Source organism: Pseudidiomarina piscicola (assembly GCF_902806985.1).
Taxonomy (GTDB): Bacteria; Pseudomonadota; Gammaproteobacteria; order Enterobacterales; family Alteromonadaceae; genus Pseudidiomarina; species Pseudidiomarina piscicola.
In genome coordinates this window covers 872750-895091 of the sequence record NZ_CADCXY010000001.1, presented here as the reverse complement: position 1 = coordinate 895091, position 22342 = coordinate 872750, and the positions used below count along the sequence as shown (strand labels likewise).

General features: G+C 48.6%; 18 protein-coding genes. 13 read left to right on the top strand and 5 right to left on the bottom strand.

All coding sequences use genetic code 11. The features are described 5' to 3' along the window. Positions 1-2 precede the first annotated feature (2 nt). The 7 genes from PSI9734_RS04385 to PSI9734_RS04355 all read left to right on the top strand — a co-directional run bounded on the left by PSI9734_RS04385 (position 3) and on the right by PSI9734_RS04355 (position 10227). Positions 3-3191, top strand: a complete 3189-nt coding sequence (locus tag PSI9734_RS04385; protein WP_173919870.1) for an efflux RND transporter permease subunit — start codon at positions 3-5, stop codon at positions 3189-3191. Positions 3192-3286: 95 nt separating this feature from the next. Then, positions 3287-4027, top strand: a complete 741-nt coding sequence (locus PSI9734_RS04380; RefSeq protein ID WP_173919869.1) for a DUF599 domain-containing protein — start codon at positions 3287-3289, stop codon at positions 4025-4027. Continuing rightward, on the top strand, positions 4020-5057 hold the full coding sequence (astE, locus tag PSI9734_RS04375; protein WP_425500049.1) for a succinylglutamate desuccinylase: 1038 nt from the start codon (positions 4020-4022) through the stop codon (positions 5055-5057). Before PSI9734_RS04380 ends, astE begins: the two co-directional genes overlap by 8 nt. A gap of 86 nt (positions 5058-5143) precedes the next feature. Continuing rightward, entirely contained in the window at positions 5144-6343 is a 1200-nt protein-coding gene (locus tag PSI9734_RS04370; protein ID WP_173919868.1) for a thiamine pyrophosphate-dependent dehydrogenase E1 component subunit alpha, read from the top strand. Beyond that, the gene (locus tag PSI9734_RS04365; RefSeq protein WP_173919867.1) at positions 6343-7320 is read left to right on the top strand and encodes an alpha-ketoacid dehydrogenase subunit beta; all 978 of its coding nucleotides are present in this window, start codon (positions 6343-6345) and stop codon (positions 7318-7320) included. The genes PSI9734_RS04370 and PSI9734_RS04365 overlap by 1 nt, the downstream gene beginning before the upstream one ends. Positions 7321-7334: 14 nt before the next feature. Further along, the gene (locus tag PSI9734_RS04360) at positions 7335-8951 is read left to right on the top strand and encodes a dihydrolipoyllysine-residue acetyltransferase (RefSeq protein ID WP_173919866.1); all 1617 of its coding nucleotides are present in this window, start codon (positions 7335-7337) and stop codon (positions 8949-8951) included. A gap of 121 nt (positions 8952-9072) precedes the next feature. Next, positions 9073-10227, top strand: a complete 1155-nt coding sequence (locus tag PSI9734_RS04355; protein ID WP_173919865.1) for a TonB family protein — start codon at positions 9073-9075, stop codon at positions 10225-10227. Here PSI9734_RS04355 and PSI9734_RS04350 read toward each other — a convergent pair. After that, the gene (locus tag PSI9734_RS04350; RefSeq protein ID WP_173919864.1) at positions 10224-11009 is read right to left on the bottom strand and encodes an SDR family oxidoreductase; all 786 of its coding nucleotides are present in this window, start codon (positions 11007-11009) and stop codon (positions 10224-10226) included. The genes PSI9734_RS04355 and PSI9734_RS04350 overlap by 4 nt on opposite strands. Positions 11010-11013: 4 nt before the next feature. After that, on the bottom strand, positions 11014-12549 hold the full coding sequence (locus tag PSI9734_RS04345; RefSeq protein ID WP_173919863.1) for an AbgT family transporter: 1536 nt from the start codon (positions 12547-12549) through the stop codon (positions 11014-11016). Between the two features lie 79 nt (positions 12550-12628). Between PSI9734_RS04345 and rnhB the strand changes: the two genes are divergently transcribed. After that, positions 12629-13195 (top strand): ribonuclease HII, encoded by a 567-nt coding sequence (gene rnhB / locus PSI9734_RS04340; protein WP_173919862.1) that lies wholly within the window; start codon positions 12629-12631, stop codon positions 13193-13195. On the opposite strand, the gene argE is transcribed toward rnhB, so the two are convergent. After that, positions 13192-14361: an acetylornithine deacetylase gene (argE, locus tag PSI9734_RS04335; protein ID WP_173919861.1), complete on the bottom strand. Its 1170-nt coding sequence runs from the start codon at positions 14359-14361 to the stop codon at positions 13192-13194. The genes rnhB and argE overlap by 4 nt on opposite strands. Before the next feature lie 45 nt (positions 14362-14406). After that, complete coding sequence (locus PSI9734_RS04330) at positions 14407-14994, bottom strand: hypothetical protein (RefSeq protein ID WP_173919860.1); 588 nt, start codon at positions 14992-14994, stop codon at positions 14407-14409. Between the two features lie 172 nt (positions 14995-15166). Between PSI9734_RS04330 and PSI9734_RS04325 the strand changes: the two genes are divergently transcribed. The 3 genes from PSI9734_RS04325 to PSI9734_RS04315 are packed head-to-tail and all read left to right on the top strand — an operon-like array spanning position 15167 to position 19047. Continuing rightward, complete coding sequence (locus PSI9734_RS04325; protein WP_173919859.1) at positions 15167-16099, top strand: isopenicillin N synthase family dioxygenase; 933 nt, start codon at positions 15167-15169, stop codon at positions 16097-16099. Further along, positions 16100-17845 carry a bifunctional metallophosphatase/5'-nucleotidase gene (locus PSI9734_RS04320; protein ID WP_173919858.1) on the top strand — a complete coding sequence of 582 codons (1746 nt, stop codon included), beginning with the start codon at positions 16100-16102 and terminating at the stop codon, positions 17843-17845. Next, a complete protein-coding gene (locus tag PSI9734_RS04315) occupies positions 17842-19047 on the top strand; it encodes a multidrug effflux MFS transporter (protein ID WP_173919857.1) in 1206 nt (401 codons plus the stop codon). Before PSI9734_RS04320 ends, PSI9734_RS04315 begins: the two co-directional genes overlap by 4 nt. On the opposite strand, the gene PSI9734_RS04310 is transcribed toward PSI9734_RS04315, so the two are convergent. Next, on the bottom strand, positions 19044-20603 hold the full coding sequence (locus tag PSI9734_RS04310) for an AbgT family transporter (RefSeq protein ID WP_173919856.1): 1560 nt from the start codon (positions 20601-20603) through the stop codon (positions 19044-19046). The genes PSI9734_RS04315 and PSI9734_RS04310 overlap by 4 nt on opposite strands. Positions 20604-20748: 145 nt before the next feature. Here PSI9734_RS04310 and PSI9734_RS04305 point away from each other — a divergent pair, with 145 nt between their 5' ends. Beyond that, a complete protein-coding gene (locus PSI9734_RS04305; RefSeq protein WP_173919855.1) occupies positions 20749-21648 on the top strand; it encodes an MBL fold metallo-hydrolase in 900 nt (299 codons plus the stop codon). A 23-nt stretch (positions 21649-21671) separates the two neighbouring features. After that, positions 21672-22307, top strand: a complete 636-nt coding sequence (locus tag PSI9734_RS04300) for a peroxiredoxin (protein WP_173919854.1) — start codon at positions 21672-21674, stop codon at positions 22305-22307. Positions 22308-22342: the final 35 nt, after the last annotated feature.

Here is a 22342-nt window from a genome sequence, read left to right as displayed (position 1 = left end):
CAATGCAAACGCCAAATCAAGATCCAAACTCGAATCAAGAACGTGGCCTCATTGCCTGGTGGGCAAATAATACTGTTGCTGCAAACTTACTGATGCTGCTGATTATTATCACCGGTATCTTTATGGTGTTCCAAGTACGCAAGCAGATGTTTCCTGAAATTGAGCTCAACAACATTAGCATTCAGGTGCCATTTCCTGGTGCCGCCCCGCAAGAAGTAGAGCAGGGCGTATTGATTCTCATTGAAGATGCTCTGGAAGATGTAAACGGTGTCGAACGCATCGTTTCAACCGCAAGTGAAGGAGGTGGTTCGGTCTCAGTGGAAGTTGAGAGTGGCTACGACACACAGGTGGTCATGGATGAAGTGAAAATGCTTATCGATGCCATCCCTAACTTCCCGCAGCAAATTGAAAGTCCGAATATCTACCGAATCCGACCACAACGACAAGTGCTTTGGGTAAGCGTCTACGGTGATATGACGGAACGTAACCAAAAGGAACTCGCAAAGTCGATCCGCGACGATTTGAAGTCGATCGGTGGGGTGACCAAAGTGGAAGTGGTTGGTGCGCGCGATTATGAAATTTCAGTAGAAATTTCAGAGCAAGACCTTCAGCGCTATAACCTCACTTTCCAGCAAGTTGTGAATGCCGTGCGCGGAACCTCGATTGATGTTGCGGGTGGCTCTATTCGCACACCGAACGGCGATATTTTGTTACGGGCAAATAACCAGGCTTATTTCGGTGATGAATACGAACGCATTGTGCTGATTAATCGGCCTGACGGTACCCGCTTAACCTTAGGTGATATTGCGACCGTTAAAGATGAGTTTATTGAACGTCGACGCTTTACACGCTTTGACGACAAGCCAGCAACTTTTGTGCGCGTCGACTCGGTAGGTGACCAAAACGATCTCGCGGTTGCTGAAGTGGTGAAAAATTACATCGATCGACGGTCCAAAGAGTTACCGCCGGAAGTGAAAGTAGCCTACTGGGGGGATTCATCGTATTACTTGCAGGGCCGACTTGATCTGATGACCGACAATATGGTCACTGGTGGTCTGCTGGTGTTCCTCATGCTATCGCTGTTTTTACAACTGCGTCTAGCGTTTTGGGTCATGATGGGAATTCCTATCTGCTTCCTTGGTACCATTGCGTTAATGCCGCTACCTATGTTCGACATCTCGATCAATATGATTAGCCTGTTCGGCTTCATATTGGTACTAGGGATAGTGGTGGACGATGCCATAGTGATCGGCGAAAGTGCCTATTCCGAAATTGAGAAACATGGAAAAAGCACTGATAACGTGGTTCGCGGTGCGAAAAAAGTAGCCATACCGGCCACCTTTGGCGTATTGACGACCATGGTGGCATTTATCCCGATGCTGATGGTTGATGGCGGAATGGGAGCTATCTGGGAGTCGATCGCTTGGGTCGTCATACTTTGTTTAGCCTTCTCGCTGGTTGAGTCAAAACTCATTTTGCCAGCGCACATTGCGGCGATGAAATTCAGTAAGTCGAATACCACTAAGCAAAACGCTTTCCAGCGAACACGTAATAAAATTTCCTCAAGTTTGCAGGTGTTTGTAACGCGTTATTACCGTCCATTTTTGAAAAAATGCTTACATTATCGGTACACCACATTCGCAACCTTTATCGCGATGTTCATTGTGATGATAGGTTTAATTAGTGGCGGGGTTGTGCGTTGGGTATTTTTCCCGAATATTCCGAGCGACTTTATTCAAACTAGTCTCGAAATGCAGCCTGGTTCGTCAGAAGAGGCGACCATTCGAGCTCTTGAGGAGTTAACTGCATCGCTGATGCAAGTGGATGAAGAAGTGAAACAAGAGCAGGGCGAGGGCGTCGTTCGGCATACCAACACTTGGTTAAATGGCACCACCAACGGCATGGTCATGAGTGAGCTGGCAAAAGGCGAAGATCGTAACATTGACGGTTTCGCAATTATCAATCGTTGGCGTGAGGCAACCCCGGAAATCGCCGGTGTTAAGTCAATTAACTTCCAAGGTAGTATTGGCGGTGGTGGTGGATCGGACGTTGAGTTCCAGTTAGCTGGTGACGACCTGGATCAACTGGCCGCTGCGGCGAAAGAAATCAAAGAAGTACTGGGTGAGTTTGACGGTGTGTTTGATATCGAAGACACCTTCGGCGATGGTAACGAAGAAATTATATTGGAGTTAAAACCGCTCGCTACAGCTATGGGAATCACTTTAAGTGAGCTTGCGAACCAAGTGCGTTATGCGTTTTATGGTGCAGAGGCGCAACGGATTCAGCGTGGTGACGAAGAAGTACGGGTGATGGTGCGTTATCCGCTTGAAGAGCGGCAATCGGTTGGTAACTTAGAAGACATGAAGCTACGAACTGCCAACGGCGACTTAATTCCATTTACGGAACTGGCTGAGATCCGCTTTGCCGAGGGCTACAACACCATCCGTCGTATCAACCGTGAACGTAGTGTTAACGTGCGCGCGCGAGTCGATAAAGATCGCGTCGAACCGTTCGAAGTGGTGCGGCAAGTTCGCCAAGATCACATTCAAGCTATTTTGGACAAGTATCCATCGGTGAGCTTTAAGCTCGAAGGAGCTTCACAGGACGAAGCCGAAGCGACAAGTTCATTAGCCATTGGTTTTGTATTGGCGCTGTTCGCTATTTACGCGCTTATGGCAATACCGCTGAAGTCGTACAGCCAGCCGTTAATCATTATGTCGGTTATTCCATTTGGTATGATTGGCGCGGTGATAGGCCACTGGATGATCGGCATGCCGATTTCCATCCTTAGTTTGTTTGGTATTATCGCACTGGCTGGGGTGGTCGTGAACGACTCCTTGGTGATGGTTGACTATGTAAACCAAGCTCGCAAGAGTGGAGTGAAGCTTCGTACCGCGGTACAAGATGCTGGTTCGGCTCGTTTTCGTGCGATTATTTTAACGAGTTTAACCACCTTCTTTGGTTTGCTACCGATTGTGCTGGAAAAAAGCTTACAAGCAAAAATGGTTATCCCGATGGCGATTTCCTTGGCCTTCGGTATCTTGTTTGCGACCGTGATTACATTGTTGCTGATTCCTTGTTTGTACCTGATTTTAGAAGATACCAAACGGGGCATGAAAACCATGTTGTCTTGGTATGGGCTAACAGAGCCGCCGGCACCTAAAACCGAGTCGGACAAATCTTTTAACTAGTGGTAAACTAACAGCCTAACTACGATTAACGAAGTCGCATGAAGCGTGAAGCATCATGCGACTTCGCTCTATTCTGTCAGCGCAAGGTCAATTGAATGAGTTTAACCACACTCGATATTGTTACTCTGGCATTTTTCGTTTCGGTTTGGATGTCTTACATCCAGTTTGCCCGAATTCGTGCACGTACGTCCTACAGTCTTTCCTATATTTTGCGTCAACTACGCATCGACTGGATGACCACATTAACCCGCAAGGAACATCAGATTGCCGATGCGGCGCTGTTAGGTAATGTCGAGCGGGTGGTGACCTTCTTTGCCTCATCCACGGTGTTGGTGCTGGCGGGTGTGCTCACATTATTAGCCTCTGCAGAGCAAGTTGTTAGCGTACTCGAGTCATTGCCGTTTACTGCGAATACCGCGCCGGATAAGGTGCAGTTTAAGCTGGCCGGGTTGTCGCTTATCTTCGTTTTTGCCTTCTTTAAGTTCACCTGGGCGATACGGCAATTTGGTTTTGTTTCGGTGTTGTTAGGTGCTGCACCTCAGTACCGTAGTACTGACTTTACGGACGAGCAACGCGAGATTTTTGCACATCAAGCCGCTAAGGTTTTTGACCAAGCCGGCCATGAGTATAATAACGGTTTACGCGCCTATTATTTCGCTCTTGCCTATCTTTGCTGGTTTCTGCATCCGCTGCTATTTGTCATTTCAACCTTAGTAGTGGTGTCGGTACTGTATCGTCGTGAATACCGCTCGCGGGTGTTGCGGGCGTTACTGGCAACCAAAGGTTTAGAGCCAGGGCGTATTAAACAACAGGAGTCGAAAAGTGAAACTGAATGAAGTAGATGTGTTGCAATGGACCCTCGCCGGAGCGACCGGACAGCAGCTGTCAGCTGACCAGCAGTTGCTCAATAAGCGTCTCGATTATGCGGGCGGGCAGATCATTTTTAATGACTATGGCGTGGTCACCGTTGAGCCAACGAGCCCCGGCGATAAAGACGTCGTGTATTCTTGTGCGGTGCATGGCGATGAAACAGCTCCTATCGAAATTGTTCGGGATATGATTCATGGCATCATGCAAGGACAAATCAAACCGGTTCAGCGGACGTTATTTTTAATCGCCAACCCAGCAGCCATTGCAATAAACAAACGCTTTGTTGAAATGAACATGAACCGTCTGTTTAGTGGTGCGCATCGTCAAGGTGACAGCCCTGAGCATCATCGTGCGGCAGCCATTGAAGGCTATGTAACGGAATTCTTCAATAGTGCGCCAAATGGCGAGCGGCGTCGCTTGCATTACGACCTTCACACCGCCATTCGCGACTCTAAGTATGAGAAGTTCGCCGTGTACCCTTTCACCCATGGCGGTCCGTATAAGAAAGAACAACTTACTTTCTTGGCTGAATGTGGTGTCACCACAATTTTGTTGAATCAAGCACCTACGACCACCTTTAGCTATTACAGCGTACGTACTCATCAGGCCGATGCTTTTACGGTTGAGCTTGGCAAGGTACGCCCGTTTGGGGAAAACAATCGACACGATTTCGCTGCGGCAGAGACCATGTTTACGCGACTTATTTGCGAACATGATCTAGCACTACCGAACTTTGATCCGGATCGAACAAAAATCTTCGATGTCTGCCGTACAATAAACCGTACAAACGAAAAATTCGTTTTACACTTTCCTGACGATGTCGCCAACTTTACCGCGTTTGCAGAAGGCGACTTGCTTGCAACCGATGGCGACACAGAGTACCGAGTAGAGCAGGCCGGCGAGCGCATCATTTTTCCAAACGCAAAAGTTGCCTTGGACCAACGGGCATTATTGACGGTGATTGATGTACCTATCACAGGCCTGCAACTGGTCTGATTTTTAATTATTAGTAACCTTGCTCATTTGCATGTCAGTTGACGTAAAGGTAAAGTGAGCGCAATTTTTCCGAGAACGAGAAAGTTATGGCAAAGGATAAACAACACCAGCTTGAAATCGTGACCGAACCGAACTTTTTAGACGGTTCTGCGTTAACGATTCCAATGCTTCAGATCCTCAAAGAAGACGGTACCTTGCAAAAAAATGCAACGGCTCCTGAACTTGACCAAGAATTAGCATTAAAGATGTTCGATACCATGCAATTTATCCGTATTTTGGATGAGCGCATGATCGCTGCACAGCGCCAAGGTCGAATCAGCTTCTATCTTTCATCGTTAGGTGAAGAGGCGGCAAGCATTGGCTCGGCCGCGGCACTCGATAGTGGCGATATGATCATGGGGCAATACCGTGAACAGGGCGCTTTGGCTTATCGCGGCTTTACTGTTGAACAGTTTATGGATCAGCTGTTCTCGAACGAGCGCGATCTTGGCAAAGGCCGTCAGATGCCGGTTCACTATGGCTCTGCCGACTTGAACTTTATGACTATTGCGTCACCTCTTGCGACGCAAATTCCGCAAGCGTCAGGTTATGCCTATGGTCAGAAAATGGATGGCAATGGGAAGTGTACCATTTGCTATTTTGGTGAAGGTGCCGCTTCAGAAGGCGACTTTCATGCCGCATTGAATATGGCTGCGGTCTATAAAGTTCCAGCGATATTCTTCTGCCGTAACAACGGCTATGCGATTTCGACACCATCACAAGGCGAACAGTACGCCGGCGACGGCATCGCGCCGCGCGGGGTAGCCTATGGCATGAAAACCATTCGCGTCGACGGGAATGACATTTTAGCGGTTTATCAAGCGACCCAATTAGCACGAAAACTGGCCGTTGAAGAAAATGAGCCAGTGTTGATTGAAGGCATGTCTTATCGCATGGCGGGGCATTCAACTTCTGACGACCCGACGGGTTACCGTACCCGCGAAGAAGAAGATGCTTGGCGCGCGAAAGATCCGTTAGCACGCTTCCAAACCTACTTGATCAACAAGAAATGGTTAACAGAAGCCGATGCAGACGAGATCTTCGCAGAGAAAAAAGCGGCGGTACTTGCGGCATTGAAGAAAGCCGAGAAAGTACCAGCACCGCATATTGATGAATTGATCAATGATGTTTATGACACTCCTCCGCAGCAGCTTAAAGAGCAGCTTGAAGAACTAAAAGCGCATATTCGTAAGTACCCAGAAGCGTACCCGAAAACAGCGTCACGTATTGATGGGGGAGAAAAGTAATGGCGAAGATGAATTTACTACAAGCCATCAATAATGCGCTTGATATCGCGATGGCGAAGAGCCAAAAAGTTTATAGCTTTGGTGAAGACACCGGCTCGTTTGGTGGCGTATTTCGTGCCACGTCAGGCTTAACTGAAAAATACGGTCGTCACCGTAACTTTAATACACCACTGGTTGAGCAGGGAATATTAGGTTTTGCCAATGGTTTAGCATCGCAAGGCAGTTATGCGATTGCTGAGATCCAGTTCGGTGATTATATCTTTCCAGCATTTGACCAAATCGTTAACGAGTCGGCTAAATTCCGGTATCGCTCAGGGAACGAGTTTGATGTTGGTGGCTTAACGATTCGTACACCTTATGGTGGCGGTATTGCAGGTGGGCATTACCATTCGCAGTCTCCAGAAGCTTACTTCGCTCATACGCCTGGCTTAAAAATTGTGATGCCACGTAACCCTTATATGGCGAAAGGTTTATTACTGAGCGCAATCTTTGATCCAAACCCAGTTCTGTTTATGGAACCTAAGCGTTTGTATCGTGCCTCTACCGGTGAAGTGCCTGAAGAAGAGTACACCCTAGAGCTTGGTAAGGCTGATGTTGTGCGCGAAGGTAAAGATGTCACCATCGTTGCTTGGGGTGCACAAGTTGAAATGGCTGAGAAAGCTGCCGATAAGGCCGCAGAAGAGGGCATTGACTGTGAAGTTATTGACCTTGTTAGCCTGTTACCGTGGGACGCTGAAACTGTGGCTGAGTCGGTGATGAAAACCGGTCGTATGGTGGTAACTCAAGAAGCACCATTGACGAGCGGCTTCGCCAGTGAAGTAGCGGCAACCATTCAAGATAAATGTTTCTTGTATCTTGAGTCGCCGATTGCACGGGTTTGTGGTTTGGATACACCTTACCCACTGTGTCATGAAAAAGAATATTTTGTTGACCACCTGAAAGTGTACGAAGCAATTAAAGCTTCGATGACCTATTAAGAGGGCCGAGACCTATGAGTAAAGATTTTATCTTACCGGATATCGGCGAGGGTATCGTTGAGTGTGAAATCGTCGAATGGTTGGTCCAAGAAGGCGATAGCATCAAAGAAGATCAGCCCGTGGTTGATGTAATGACCGACAAAGCCTTGGTACAAATTCCGGCGAAAGACGATGGCGTGGTGGCGAAGCTTTATTATCAACAAGGCGATATTGCCAAAGTTCATGAACCTTTGTTTGCTATTCAAGGCAACGATGATGAAGCGGACACCAATGCCGCCAGCGAGCCTGCAGCGGAACCTGCGGCAGAGCCGGCAACGGTGAGCGACAGTAAGCCAGCGACTGGAGACACCTCAGTCACTGATTTTATCTTGCCTGATATTGGCGAAGGCATCGTTGAATGTGAAATTGTTGAATGGCAAGTTCAAGAAGGCGACACCATTGAAGAAGATCAGCCAGTTGTTGACGTAATGACTGACAAAGCGCTGGTACAAATTCCGGCGAAAGATCATGGTGTTGTGGAAAAACTTTATTATAAGCAGGGTGATATCGCGCAAGTTCACGAGCCTTTGTTCGCGGTGCGTAGCGCTACTGACAATGCGACCGATAATGCGCCGCAAACGTCATCAGCAACCAGCGCGGCACAACCGGCAGCGGCGGATGAAACTAGTGCCAATAGCGCTGCGCAGCCAGGCTCGGCTGCGGCGCCAAAAGCTGCACGTCAAGGTAAGGCGATTGCTAGTCCAGCCGTACGCCGTCGTGCCCGTGAGTTAGACGTCGATATTAGCCAAGTGACTGGCTCTGGCGCGAAAGGCCGCGTCATGAAGGAAGATATTGAGCAATTTATTGCGGGAACGTCGAGCAAAGCTGAGGCACAATCTGCCGCGCCAAGCGCTTCGGCGTCCAGTCAGCCAACCGTCAGCAGTGGCGGTAAGCGCACTGAAGCGATTCGTGGTGTGAAAGCCGCGATGGCTAAGGCAATGACCAACTCGGTACAAACAATTCCGCATTTCACGTACGCCGATGAGTTTGATTTGACCGCAGTGATGGCCTTACAGAAGCAGCTAAAAGAGCGTTACAAAGACGAAGGTGTGCGCATTACCATGATGCCATTCTTTATCAAGGCGCTGTCGTTAGCCTTGAAAGAGTTCCCGGTGATGAATGCGCAAGTGAACGACGATTGCACAGAGATCACTTATTTTGACGACCATAATATTGGTATGGCAGTAGATACTAAGATCGGTCTGTTAGTGCCTAATGTTAAACAGGTACAAAATAAGAGCCTGATTGATGTTGCCAACGAAGTAACCCGCCTTACTCAGTCTGCTCGAGAAGGTCGCGTGGCCCAAGAGGATATGAAAGGTGGAACTATTTCCATCTCGAATATTGGGGTCATTGGCGGTACGGTAGCCACGCCAATTATTAATAAGCCAGAAGCAGCAATTGTCGCGCTTGGTAAGGTGCAAGAATTGCCGCGCTTCGATGCCGACGGCAATGTAGTGGCACGCAAAATGATGACCGTAAGTTGGTCTGGCGATCATCGAATCATTGATGGTGGCACCATTGCGCGTTTCAATAAACGTTGGCAGGAATTCTTAGAAGATCCTACGTCAATGCTGGTGCACATGGTTTAGCTTGAAGCGATGCCCTTGGCAAGATTAAAGCCCGCCGTTTTGGCGGGTTTTTTTGCTTATAAAGAGCCCTTTGAGGTAGTATCGAAGGCACTATAACGACAAATTTAATGGATTAATAATAATGCCTAACTGCTTTAGCGCTTTGAGTTTTCGTCGCCGTCTATGCCCATTGGTTATAGGTTCGCTCTTTGGCCTAACCGGATTAAGTGGGTCGGTAAATGCGACCCCTTTGCTGATACAAGCCAGTGAACAACAGCAGTTCGAGCAGGCTTATCAAGCCTTCCAACAAGCAAAGGCCGATGAAAGTACCCCGAAGCTAAGATTACAACAGTTGGCATTTACCGCCTATATGAGTGGTCGAGACCATTTCGGTGCCGAGCATATTAATACCGCAAACTTAGCCCTTAATCATTTGTTTTTGTTAGAACCTAAGCAACGTATCAGTCAACAATCTCATGCTTTAGCGGCACTAGTGGTGCGTGTTTATCAGGGTGAATATGGGCCACAAGCGATCGAGCTGTTAGATCCGTTACTGTTAGCCCTAGAAACCATGCCGGCGCCTAATGAGAAACAGATTTCGAATTATGAAATGCAGTTTGCACAAGTGTTTAGCGCCCATCGTACGAAGAATCCGCAATTTGTTGTGGCAATCAAAATAGCTATGGCGGAACAGTTGATGCGGCTTAATCAACGTCGTCCTGAACTATGGACCTCGCTTTATAACGAGAGTGAAGAGCTCTACGGAGCAGACCACGCCACGACGGTCAAAACCGCGTTTTACGCAGCAATGGAAAATGCCGGCGCGGAGGATTTCGCTGCAGCAGTCAACAAGCTTGAATATGTTGTCGCGGTTGATGCACGTGATAATGCCGCGACCTTACAGCTGCAATTGGCTGCATATTATCGATTAATCAACTTTTACCAGCGTCTCAACCAAACCGCAAAGGTTGATGTGGCGTTACGGCGCGTGGGTGAAATGAATCATCAATTAAGCGGGCAGATGGTGGAGGAAGCCTTGTACCGAGTCTCGCCAGAGTTTCCTGCCGAAGAGGCAACAGCCGGTCGCAGTGGTACGGTTCAGTTGATTTATGATATTGGTACGGACGGTCGCACCAAAAATATTCGAGTGGATTCAGCGACCAATGACGCCTTCGCTGCAGCGGCTCGTGAATCTGTATCAGCGTGGCTTTACGTGCCCGCTTATGATGACAATGGCGAAGTAACCGAGCGGAAAAATGTTGAAGTCCAGTTGGACTTCAACCTTCAAGGAAATTAGCGCTTGGCGACCATACGTCGCACTATACCAGGGGCAAAGCGTTGCAGGAACGGTGCTAGTTTCGACACGCCAGAGCCCACCACAACCTCTGCTTTTTGCGCGGCGATTGCCTTCAGTGAGAGCCGTGCACATTCTTCCGCACTAATTCCACCAGCGTTATCGGGATCAGGCTTGCCAAGCGCAGAACCGTCTCCAGTGAGTGAATTGTGAGCGACTTGAGTGTTGATAAAACCAGGTAAGATCGAGGTCACAGCGATGCCATGCTCAGCTGTTTCAGCACGTAATGAGTCCATAAAACCAATAACACCGAATTTCGCACCGTTGTAACCGCTGCGAAGCTTAGTACCAACCTTACCAGCAACTGACGAAACGGTTACGATGTGCCCGTTATGGCGCTCAATCATGCGCGGTAGAACGAACTTGGTGAGTGCCACGACCCCGAAGTAGTCAATTTCCATAAGCTGGCGGTACACGCTTAAATCGGTATCAAGGATACGCGACCGTTGCGAAACACCGGCATTGTTTATTAAGAGATCGATAACTTGGTCACCTAACTCGCTCTGCGCATGCGTGACAGCCGTTTCCGGTTGGCTTAAGTCTAACGCTAGTACTTGATGGCGCTCCGGATGCTGCAAGGAAAGCCTTACCTGCTCCAATGTATCCGCACGGCGTGAGGTTAAAATGAGATGGGCACCCGCTTCCGCGAGTTGTTGCGCCATGGCCAGACCGATGCCTGAAGAAGCACCGGTAAGCCATACGGATTTACCTTGGAAATAATTCATCAGTTTAACCTGCTGGGTACATATAGTTGGCTTGAATACCTAGTGGGATACCAAGCATCCAGTAGATCACTAGGAACGCTGACCATAACACCAGAAGACTCACGGTAAATGGCAGCATTAAGGCAACGAGTGAGCCGATACCCGTGCCTTTCACATAGCGTTGGCAATACAGCACAACAAGTGGGAAGTAGGGTAGTAATGGCGTAATAATATTACTGGTTGAGTCACCGACTCGGTAAGCTGCTTGGGTTAAGTCGGGCGAGTAGCCTAGTTGCATCAGCATCGGCACAAAGATAGGTGAGATAAGAGCCCACTTTGCCGAGGCAGAGCCGACAAAAAGGTTTATAAATGCCACGAGTAGAATAATACCTACCATAGTGACGCCACCGGAGAGCTGCAATGAACTTAGGAAAGTCGCGCCTTTAACTGACAATAGGATACCTAAATTGGAGTCGCCGAAGGCTTTGATAAATAAGGCGCAGAAAAATGCCATGACCATATAGTAAGCCATGTCTTCCATGGATTTAGTCATGGCACCAATGACATCTTGTGAGCTAGCAAAATTACCAGAAACATAACCATGTACGATGCCGGGCAAAATAAATAGCAAGAATATGAGAGGCACAATCATTTGCATCAGTGGCGCACTAAACGAGGCTAACTCACCGGTTGAGTCTGCCAGCGGAGTGTTTTCCGCATTTGCGGCAAAAAACAAGGCAACCAGCCCTAAAACCATAGTTAACACGCCTAAATAAAAGGCTTTGCGATCACGAGGTGTCACATCATCTAAGGCGGGCATGTCTTCTTGATCGCCGTCGATAGGGGTGTTGCTAAGGCGAGGCTCAATGACGCGGTCGGTTAAATACCAGCCAACCAAGACGACAATCACTGACGACATCGCCGTGAAGTAGTAGTTATTGAGCGGGTTTAACTGAATTGAAGGGTCCAGAATTTGCGCCGATGATTCGGTAAATCCTTGAATCAATGGGTCGATTGCCGAAGGCACAAAGTTTGCGCTAAAGCCACCTGAGACACCAGCAAAGGCCGCGGCAATACCGGCCAACGGATGGCGTCCGGCCGCGTAGAAAATGACCCCGCCTAATGGAATCACCAATACATAGCCAGCATCGACCGCCGTATGGCTGACAATCGCAATCAGAATAAGTACTGGGGTTAGCATTAGCTTCGGCGTTACGTTGAGCATTAACTTGATAGCAACGTTGATAAAGCCGCTACGCTCTGCCACGCCGACCCCCAACATGGCCACGAGTACTACCCCTAGTGGTGCAAAACTCATGAAGGTATTGACCATATTGGCCAAGAAGTCGGCCATGGCAGCGCCACTCAGCAGGTTGTTTACTTCAACATCTTCACCTGTAAGGGGATGAACAGCGTCAAATTGCACACCTGAGAGTAGAAAACTGAAGACCCATACGATGACTAATAAACCGAAAAACATGACCGCAGGATCAGGAAGTTTGTTACCCACTTTTTCGACTTTGTCGAGCATACGGTTGAGTAACGAGGATGATTCAGACATGGGAAGCCTCTTGAACTATTGTTATTATTTGTCAGACAAAAGTATCATACCCCATCAACGTAGAAGCACAAGAGACACTATGATTTGTGGAACAGATGAAGCAGGGCGCGGTCCTATCGCGGGCCCAGTGGTTGCGGCGGCCGTCGTTCTAGATCCGAACCAGCCCATTGCGGGGTTGAATGACTCGAAAAAATTATCTGAAAAAAAACGTGCGGCGTTGAGTCAGGAAATCAAAGAAAAGGCACTGTACTGGTCTATTGCACAATGCGATGCAGACGAAATTGATGCAATTAATATCTTGCAAGCATCACTTTTAGCTATGAAACGAGCCATTGAAGCGTTGCCTGTAGCGTTGGAAAAAGTACTTGTTGATGGTAATAAGCTGCCAGAGCTTAAGGTCCCGGCTGAAGCCGTGGTGGGTGGCGATGCAATACATCCATGTATCAGTGCCGCGTCGATTTTGGCGAAGGTAGAGCGCGACCGACAAATGCTAGCGTGGCATGAGCATTATCCCCAGTACGACTTTGCCAAACATAAAGCATATCCGACGCCGGCTCACCTAGCAGCGATACAGCAGCACGGCATATGCCCGATCCACCGACGGAGCTTTAAGCCGGTGGCACGCGTACTGGGCTTAGTCGACTAGTTATTTGCTTGGCACACTTGTGTGACGATAGTTCGTAACTGTTGCTGTGCGGGTGTAATCTCATCGATTCGGATAAACTCATCAGGTTGATGTGCTTGGGCAATAGAGCCAGGACCCATAACGATAGTTTGGCAGCCGAGGTCTTGCACGAAGGGAGCCTCGGTACAGTAATTTGCTGGCTGAGCGTGATTCCCGGTAACCTGTTGCACCAATTGAACAATAGCCGCATCAGGCGCACAGCGATAGCCGGGAATTGCTTCATGAAGGTGTTCTAAACACACCGCTCCAGGGAATTGCTGTTGCAGCGGCTGAAGTTTGCTATCGATAAGCCCATAAAGTTCATCCATCGACATGCCTGGCAGTGGTCGTAGATCAATATGCATCTCGCAACAGGCACAGATTCGATTCGCGGCGTCGCCGCCGTGTATATTACCGAAGTTAAGTGTCGGGTAGGGAACCGCGAAATTAGCATCGTGGAATTTTTGTTGGAACTCACCTTGTAGCTCGCGTAAACCGGTGATCACATCGTGCATCACTTCGATGGCGTTTAAACCACCGGTCGGATTCGAGCTATGGCCACTCTTGCCTGTTACCCGAATACCTTCAGTTAAATGACCTTTGTGCATGGTTACCGGGGTCATGGACGTTGGTTCACCGATAATCGCAAAGTCTGGACTCAGGCCTTCAAACGCCGACAGCTCACGTGCGCCTGCCATGGTTGTTTCTTCGTCGGCGGTTGCGAGAATATAAAGTGGTTTGTTAAAGCTATTGAGGTCAAGCCCGCGTAGGGCTTCTAATACGAAGGCGAAAAAACCTTTCATGTCGGCACTACCAAGCCCGTATAGTTTGCCGTCGGCCTCGGTCAGCTGGAAAGGGTCGCGAGTCCAGCGACCTTCATCCCAGGGCACCGTATCGGTGTGTCCTGCCAGCAGCAAACCACCATTGCCGTCGCTGGTTGGTGGCACAAACTTTGCCAGCAAGTTGTACTTACCTTGCTGTCGAGTTAATTCGTTGATGGTGACGGAGAAGCCAAGGGTGGTAAGCCATCCAGCTAATTTATCGATAACGGGCTTATTGCTGGTATCCCAATGTGAGTCAAGGCATGACACGCTAGGGATGGCGATAAGTTCGCGATAAAGGGTAAGGAAGGCCGGTAGCTGTGACATAAAAACTCCAAGTTGGTCGTCTATGTCACAGCATACCGTAATTTCTTAGAAGTGATAACTAGCTTCGAGTCGAAGTCCGTCACCAAATTCACTATCTTGATAGCGTGCACCAACGGCGAATTCAGGGGTGATATAAAACCGCCCGCCGAGTTGGTATTGGTTGTCACTACCGGCATCAGTGTAATCGACCCAGCCTAATCCAGCATAGAGTTCAAAGCGGTCGATACGGGTACGAAGGTTACCCTCAACTCCCCAATAAGCGCTATCCGCTTGACCAAAGTCAACATGGCCGAAGCGCCCTGAGAAATCGGCGACTAAATTGTGATTAAGCCAAACATAGCGGCCAAACTTCAGACCTTGTGCATCGCGGCCATTGCCAAACGGACCGTCGTCGCCATCGCGCAAATAGCCACTGATAAACCAAGGCGAGTTGAATTCATAGCTACCTTCAACCACTAAGCTGTCGCCACTGTCATCATGGTCGGCGACACCGACGCTAAGGAAGTTAAACGCTGGTCGCGTTTTCGGTGCTTCAAATGGGGTGTTGTCTTGTGATTGGGCGATAGCTGGCGTGACCGCGATCATACCGGTCAGAACCAAACTAAGAGACATTACTTTGCTTAAGGTTTTCATAGTCAATCACCTCGTTTAATTACAATGTGACGGTTAGTTTGAGAGTTAATGACTCGCTTTAAAAGCTAGTTTACGGAAGATTTACCTTGGTGCTTGAGCGGCTTTACGTTGTTTTTAAGCGTTAAAAAAACTAAAATGAACAGCTGTTCTCCACCGTTTTTAAAGGGCACCGATGAAATCCATTCCACATATTGATATGAGCCTGTATAACCAAGACTTTCAGGCATTTGCACAGCACGTAGGTGAAGGTTATGAAGCCAATGGCTTTGTGGCGTTAACCAAGCATGGTGTTGATCAGCAGCTTATCGAAGAGGCACTTGATTCCTGTCGAGACTTGTTTGCCCTCCCTGAAGAGGTGAAAAAGCAATACCATATACCTGGCGGTGGGGGAGCGCGTGGCTATACGCCCTTTGGCACTGAAATCGCAAAGGATGCAAAACACGTTGATTTAAAAGAGTTCTGGCATGTTGGTCGTGAGGTCGAAGGTGAGCCTCCATTTGCGCAGTTGACGCCTAATATTTGGCCCGCTGAATTGCCAGAATTTAAAGATAAACTGCTCACTTTGTATCGTGCGTTAGATGCTCTCGGTTTACAAGTTCTGGAAGCGCTGGCGGTGTACCTGAAGCAGCCACGAGACTTCTTTAACGATAAAGTGAATTTAGGCAACTCCATTCTACGGCCATTACACTACCCGCCCATTATCGATGAAGGAACGCCATCAGTGCGGGCCGGTGCACATGAAGATATTAATGTGCTTACGCTACTTGTTGGCTCACGCGAGCCAGGCCTAGAAGTGTTAGCGAAAGATGGCAGCTGGATTCCAGTGAGCATCATTGAAGGTGCAATTATTTGTAATGTCGGAGACATGTTGCAACGCATGACCAACGGTGTGTTGCCGTCCACCACGCATAGGGTGGTCAACCCGCCAGCACCCTATAGCCATAAGTCGCGCTATTCGATTCCATTTTTCCTTCACTTCAACCCAGATGTAGTGATCGATCCATTGGCTAGCTGTATCAGTGACCAAAACCCAAAACGTTGGGACGCCATCTCGTCTGACGATTACCTGATGGAACGCCTACGCGAAATAGGATTGGTGAAATAAATGAAGCATTGGCAACGGAGCTTTTTAGGTGCCGGCGCGTTAGCAAGTTTGCTAACGCTCTTCGGTTGTACTCAGTCACCAGAGCCGGCAGCAGAGTTTGAGCTCACCGTTGCTCATATTAATGACCATCATTCGAACCTATTGGCTCACCCGCAAACCCGCGTGCAAGTGAACGGCCATACCTACGAAATTGAAACCGGTGGGTTCGCTCGGGTAGTCAGCCGTATTCAGTCGATTCGTCAATCAAACGAGAATGTCCTAGCGCTGCATGCAGGAGACGCAATTACTGGAACACTGTTTTATACCTTGTTTAACGGTGAAGCGGATGCCGCATTGATGAACGAAGTTTGTTTTGATGCGTTTGCCCTAGGAAATCATGAGTTTGATAATGGCGACGAAGGGCTTAAATACTTTCTTGATGCATTGGCCTTAACCCCTGACTGTCGTACGGAAGTTTTAGCGGCGAATGTTCAGCCTGAGGTAGGCGTTTCACCGCTAACAGCCAAAACACGATGGGACAGCTTTAAGCCTTACGCTGTGTTCCAGTTAAATGGCCATAAAGTGGGTGTTATTGGTCTAGATATTGCAGTAAAAACAAAGAATTCGTCGCAGCCTGATGCGACCACTGAGTTTGCCGACGAGCTCGAAACTGCGAAAATTTATATTGCGGAACTGCAACGCCAAGGTATTGAAAAAATTGGGCTGTTGACGCATATCCAATATAAAAATGACTTGCGCATTGCGAGCCAGTTGCCAAGTATCGACTTTATCATTGGCGGTGATTCTCACACCTTGCTCGGTGATTTTGATGACTACGGCTTAGCTTCTGATGGCCCCTATCCAACCCAAGTTACAAACTTAGATGGCAAGCCTGTGTGTGTGGCTCATGCGTGGCAATACAGCCAAGTGGTGGGTGAGCTAAAAGTTCGTTTTGATGGCGACGAAGTGGCCAACTGTGGCGGGCAGCCCCACCTGTTAGTGGCTGACGACACATCATCAGACGTCACCGCTTTAACACAGTTTAGTGCAACCGCAGAGAATACTCAGGCGCAACAGTTGCTGAAAAGCTTCGAAGCCAGCCTCGATGATTTGACCAAAGCTAGAATTGCCACTGTTGAGCAGCGACTTTGCATGAAACGAATGGGGCCAACAACGATTCAGTCGTGTGGTCTAGGTCGACAGTCTGACGCCCACGCAGTGGTGGCTCAGGCATTTCTAGCGAGTGCGCCACAGGCCGATTTTGCCTTACAAAATGGTGGTGGGGTTCGCACCGAGCTCAACGCCGGGCCATTGACGGTCGCCGACGCGTACCGGTTACTACCCTTTGCGAATACCTTAGTGGAAGTCGAAATTAGCGGTGCTGAGGTGAAGCGTATGCTTGAACAGGCGCTTACTTATGCACTTTCCGATTCAGGCTCTGATGGCGCTTATCCGCACGGTGCAGGCATTCGATTTGATATCGACTTGAGCCAGCCTGACGGCATGCGGGTCAGTGACTTGCAGGTGTATACTGAAAATGGCTGGCAAGCCTTAATGGCCGATCAGCGCTATACGATGATCACGAATAGCTTCTTGGCTAATGGCTCAGATGGCTGGCGCTTATTAGCGGATCTTAAAGCCGATGGGCGAGTGAATGATACCTATGTCAACTATGCACAATCGTTCGTTGATTGGGCTCGCAAAGTAAAACATATTCAACGGCCAACAGAACATAGCACGCAAAGCTATCAAGCAGTCGACGAATGACCCAACTACCTGTCTCAGATAAAGCTAGGTTTGATTTAACAGTCGTGGTGCTGGCCCTTTTGACCATGTTTGGGCCTTTATCCATCGATATGTACTTGCCAGCGTTTGGCGATATTGCCGAGACTTATAGTACGGTATCTAATCGTGTCGAGTTATCGCTGACCTCGTTTTTCCTCGGGCTTTTTATTGGCCAACTGCTCTATGGCACAGCGTCAGATAAGTGGGGCCGCAAGCCGCCACTGTACTTTGGTTTGGTTATTTATATCGTAACCTCGATTGCCTGTGCCTATGCACCCAATCTTGAAAGCCTAATTGTATTACGTTTTTTTCAAGCCGTGGGCTCTTGTGCTGGTTTAGTGATTGCACGAGCAATGGTTCGCGATCTCTATAGCCCGCAGGCATCAGCTCAAGTTTTTTCGTTTCTAATCTTGATCATGGGTATCGCACCTATTTTGGCGCCACTGGCGGGTGCATACGTAACGCAGGCGTTCGGTTGGCAAGCAATATTTATAATTGTAGCTGCACTAGCGGCCGCATGTATGGCGATTGTGCACGTGCGTCTGCCAGAGACACGAGGCTTTGATAATGCGGTGCGTATGCGCCGTAGTTTGCCAATTTATTGGGACGTGTTGAAAGATCGAGGCTTCCTGCGTTACTCATTAGCGGGGGGCATCGCTCAATCAGGTATGTTTGCTTATATTACCGGTTCACCGTTAGTTTTTATCGAGCATTTTGGTCTCGATCCAACGCATTATAGCTGGTTGTTTGGCATGAATGCTGTGGGCATTATTGGTATGGCGCAGTTGAACGCGTGGCTGTTGCGACGCCGCGACGCGCGCAAAATTCTTAACAAGTCACTGCCGGTGCTCGCACTTATTTCTTTAACAACGGTTGTTTTTGCCGCGATAAATGCCAACTTTTGGATGGTGCTGGCGATTGTGTTTGCTTATGTGAGTACCTTAGGCATGGTTTTCCCCAACGCCATGGCGGGCGCATTAGCTGAACAGCAACAGCGTGCGGGCTCTGCTTCGGCGGTTACTGGTAGCTTGCAGTTTTTGATTGCTGGGATTGTTTCAGCGTTGGTAAATATTGTGGGTCATAGTCATCCACTAGGCATGCTCTTTGTGATTGGAGCGTGCGGACTCACCGCAACGCTCCTCTACAAATTACTTCGTACCGCGGAATCAGTAACTGAAGCCTAAGGGGTGTAATAGGTGGGTGCTTCGACACCCACTGGCATGCCTAAGGCGAAAACCCAAACAAAGAAGAGGATGCTCCAGCCTAGTAAGAACATGATGCTATATGGCAGCATGGTGGCCACGAGCGTACCAATACCAATGTCCTTCTTGTAACGTGCGGCAACCGCAAGAATTAAACCAAAGTAACTCATCATCGGCGTAATGATATTGGTGACCGAATCGCCAATGCGATAGGCCGCCTGAATGACTTCCGGTGCATAGCCAATGAGCATCAACATAGGTACGAAAATAGGTGCTGTGATTGCCCATTGGGCGGACGCTGAACCCAGCATCAAGTTGACAAACGCACACATTAGAATAAACAAAATAAATACTGAAGGTCCGGTTAAGCCGACTTCCTGTAAAAATTGCGCGCCCTTGATGGCAAAGATACTACCGAAGTTTGTCCAGCCGAAAAACGCCACGAACTGAGCAGCAAAAAAGACCAAAACAATATACATACCGAGTGTGCTCATCGATTCAGACATTGCATCAATGACATCGCGGTCGCTGCGCATGACGTTGGTGATACGGCCGTACACGTACCCGGGTATGGCGAAAGTAATAAAAATAAAGGCAACAATACCGCGTAAGAAAGGAGAGCCAGCAACTGCTCCAGTTTCTGGATGCCGAAGAATACCCCATTCCGGCACAATGGTGATTGCAAGAATGGCGCCGAGTAGCAAAAAGCTGAGGCCAGCACCTTTTAAGCCACGCTTTTCAATGGGACTTAGTGCCTCAATTTTCTGCTCACTGAGGTCAATGCTCGCTTCATTGGTATCGTATTTCCCAAGCTTGGGCTCAACGATTTTTTCGGTCACAAAAGTACCCATGGCGGCGATCAGAAAGGTTGAGATCATCATGAAGTACCAGTTGGCTTCGGGGCCAACGTAGTAATTGGGATCAATGAGGTTGGCCGCTTTGGTGGTGATACCAGCTAAAAGCGGATCAACGGTACCAATCAATAGATTGGCGCTGTAACCAGCAGAAACCCCAGAAAAAGCTGCCGCGAGCCCGGCTAACGGATGACGACCCAGAGAGTGAAATATCATTGCCGACAGCGGTACTAATACCACATAGCCAAGCTCTGATGCAGTGTTGGAAATGACGCCGGCAAGTACCACAGCAAGTGTCACCACTCGAGGGTGAGCATTCATAACTAGGCCGCGCATGGCCGCAGAAAGCAAGCCTGAACGCTCAGCAATGCCAACCCCTAGCAAAGCTACCAACACCGTACCGAGTGGGGTAAAGCCGGTAAAATTCGTAACCAGGCCGGTAACAATACGTTGTAAGCCTTCAGCGTTGAGTAAGCTTACCACCTCGATGACACCACCGCCTGGACGCGGGTCCTGCGCACTAACCCCAAAATAGCTCGCGATACCACTGGCAATGACCACGGCAAGTGCAAATAAGGCAAACAATGTAATCGGATGAGGGAGTAAATTACCTAACCATTCGACAGTGTCGAGAAATCGAGTAAAGGCGCCACGCTTTTGCGGCGAAGAATTGGCCTGAGTCATGCCATGCTGCTCCTGGTTTCATAGCTTTAATTTGGAATGCGGTGATTGTACATGAAAATAAACGTAGGCTCATGAGTCCGCGCAACTGACTTGATCGTTACCAGTGAATTCGTTATTTTAGCTAAGCGCGAAATAAGGAGGTTGTATGAAAAATTGTATTCGTCATAGCCCCTCGAACGGAGCAGGGTCCCCCGATGTGTGGGGTGTTTACGAAGCCGATACCGGCTCAGTACAATACCTTGTTGCGGACCCCAAAACCCGTGAAGCTGCAATTATCGACGGGGTTCAGAACTTTGATCCACGCTCAGCGTCGACCCACTTTGGCAGTGCTGATCAACTATTAGCATTAGCAAAAGAGCATGACCTACGCATCACTTGGGTGCTTGATACGCATCCTCATGCTGATCATTTGATGGCATCCTGGTATTTGAAAGAGCAAACCAATGCCCCAAATGCGATTGGTGCAAAGGTGAACGAAATTGCCGAGTTATGGAGTGATTACTATCACTTGCCAAATACGTTCAAGCCAACCGCAGATTTCGACTATCTTTTTGAAGAGGGCGACCAGTTTACTATCGGCGAGTTACAGGTCGATGTATGGTTATCGCCAGGCCACACCCTTGGCTCTATTACTTACCTTGTTGGTGATGCGGCATTTGTACATGATACGTTGATGTATCCAGACAGTGGCACTTCTCGTGCTGACTTTCCTGGCGGTTCAAGCATAGATCTATGGAACACGTTACAACGTATTTTGAGTTTACCTGACGCCACGCGTCTGTTTATTGGTCACGACTATGGCAAAGACGGTCGCGAACCGCAGTGGGAAGCAACCGTTGCCGAACATAAGCAAAACAACATTCACTTAGCTGGTGATGTAAGTGAGGCCGAATATCGGAAATTACGGCAAGAACGAGATGAAACATTGTCGTTACCCGATCGCATGTTGCATGCGTTGCAAGTGAACTTGCGAGCTGGAAAGTTGCCTGAACCAGAAGCCGATGGACATCGTTACTTTAAGATTCCAGCGAACAGATTTGAATGAATGAACCTAGAAGGGGTAATAAAATGGGACTACGTATAGGTGATACCGCACCAAACTTTGAGATTGAAACCACTAGCGGCAATATAAACTTTCATGATTGGGCGCAAGGGTCTTGGGTTTTCTTTTTTAGCCACCCAGCGGACTATACGCCGGTATGTACCACCGAAATGGGGCGTACAGCGCAGCTTGCGGAGCAGTTCGCTGCACGAAACGTGAAGCCTCTTGGGCTATCGACCGATAGTGTCGAAGAGCACAATGGCTGGATTAACGATATTAACGAAACGCAAAACACCAAGGTTGGTTTCCCAATCGTTGCTGATAAAGACACTAAAGTGGCTGAGCTTTATGAAATGATTCATCCAGGTGAAAGTGAAACAGCGGCAGTGCGATCGGTTTTTATTATCGATCCGAACCAAAAAATTCGCTTAACCATGACTTATCCAATGAGCGTCGGACGTAATTTTGCCGAAATTCTGCGGGTCATTGATGCCTTGCAAACCACAGATAAACATGGCGTTGCCTGCCCGGCCGACTGGGAGTTAGGAGGGGATGTGATTATACCGCCAACTGTTTCAATGGAAGAGGCCGAGAAGAAATTCCCACAAGGGTTTAAAACGGTGAAGCCTTACTTACGCTTTACCAGTGTGAACGACAAGTAGGGAAATAGGTTAAACTAAAACGGCGCCAAATGGCG

Bases quoted from the DNA above. Each gene is read 5' to 3' on its own strand.
- PSI9734_RS04385 (WP_173919870.1), top strand. From the start codon at position 3: ATGCAAACGCCAAATCAAGATCCAAACTCGAATCAAGAACGTGGCCTC.
- PSI9734_RS04380 (WP_173919869.1), top strand. From the start codon at position 3,287: ATGAGTTTAACCACACTCGATATTGTTACTCTGGCATTTTTCGTTTCG.
- PSI9734_RS04370 (WP_173919868.1), top strand. From the start codon at position 5,144: ATGGCAAAGGATAAACAACACCAGCTTGAAATCGTGACCGAACCGAAC.
- PSI9734_RS04365 (WP_173919867.1), top strand. From the start codon at position 6,343: ATGGCGAAGATGAATTTACTACAAGCCATCAATAATGCGCTTGATATC.
- PSI9734_RS04360 (WP_173919866.1), top strand. From the start codon at position 7,335: ATGAGTAAAGATTTTATCTTACCGGATATCGGCGAGGGTATCGTTGAG.
- PSI9734_RS04355 (WP_173919865.1), top strand. From the start codon at position 9,073: ATGCCTAACTGCTTTAGCGCTTTGAGTTTTCGTCGCCGTCTATGCCCA.
- PSI9734_RS04350 (WP_173919864.1), bottom strand. From the start codon at position 11,009: ATGAATTATTTCCAAGGTAAATCCGTATGGCTTACCGGTGCTTCTTCA.
- PSI9734_RS04345 (WP_173919863.1), bottom strand. From the start codon at position 12,549: ATGTCTGAATCATCCTCGTTACTCAACCGTATGCTCGACAAAGTCGAA.
- rnhB (WP_173919862.1), top strand. From the start codon at position 12,629: ATGATTTGTGGAACAGATGAAGCAGGGCGCGGTCCTATCGCGGGCCCA.
- argE (WP_173919861.1), bottom strand. From the start codon at position 14,361: ATGTCACAGCTACCGGCCTTCCTTACCCTTTATCGCGAACTTATCGCC.
- PSI9734_RS04330 (WP_173919860.1), bottom strand. From the start codon at position 14,994: ATGAAAACCTTAAGCAAAGTAATGTCTCTTAGTTTGGTTCTGACCGGT.
- PSI9734_RS04325 (WP_173919859.1), top strand. From the start codon at position 15,167: ATGAAATCCATTCCACATATTGATATGAGCCTGTATAACCAAGACTTT.
- PSI9734_RS04320 (WP_173919858.1), top strand. From the start codon at position 16,100: ATGAAGCATTGGCAACGGAGCTTTTTAGGTGCCGGCGCGTTAGCAAGT.
- PSI9734_RS04315 (WP_173919857.1), top strand. From the start codon at position 17,842: ATGACCCAACTACCTGTCTCAGATAAAGCTAGGTTTGATTTAACAGTC.
- PSI9734_RS04310 (WP_173919856.1), bottom strand. From the start codon at position 20,603: ATGACTCAGGCCAATTCTTCGCCGCAAAAGCGTGGCGCCTTTACTCGA.
- PSI9734_RS04305 (WP_173919855.1), top strand. From the start codon at position 20,749: ATGAAAAATTGTATTCGTCATAGCCCCTCGAACGGAGCAGGGTCCCCC.
- PSI9734_RS04300 (WP_173919854.1), top strand. From the start codon at position 21,672: ATGGGACTACGTATAGGTGATACCGCACCAAACTTTGAGATTGAAACC.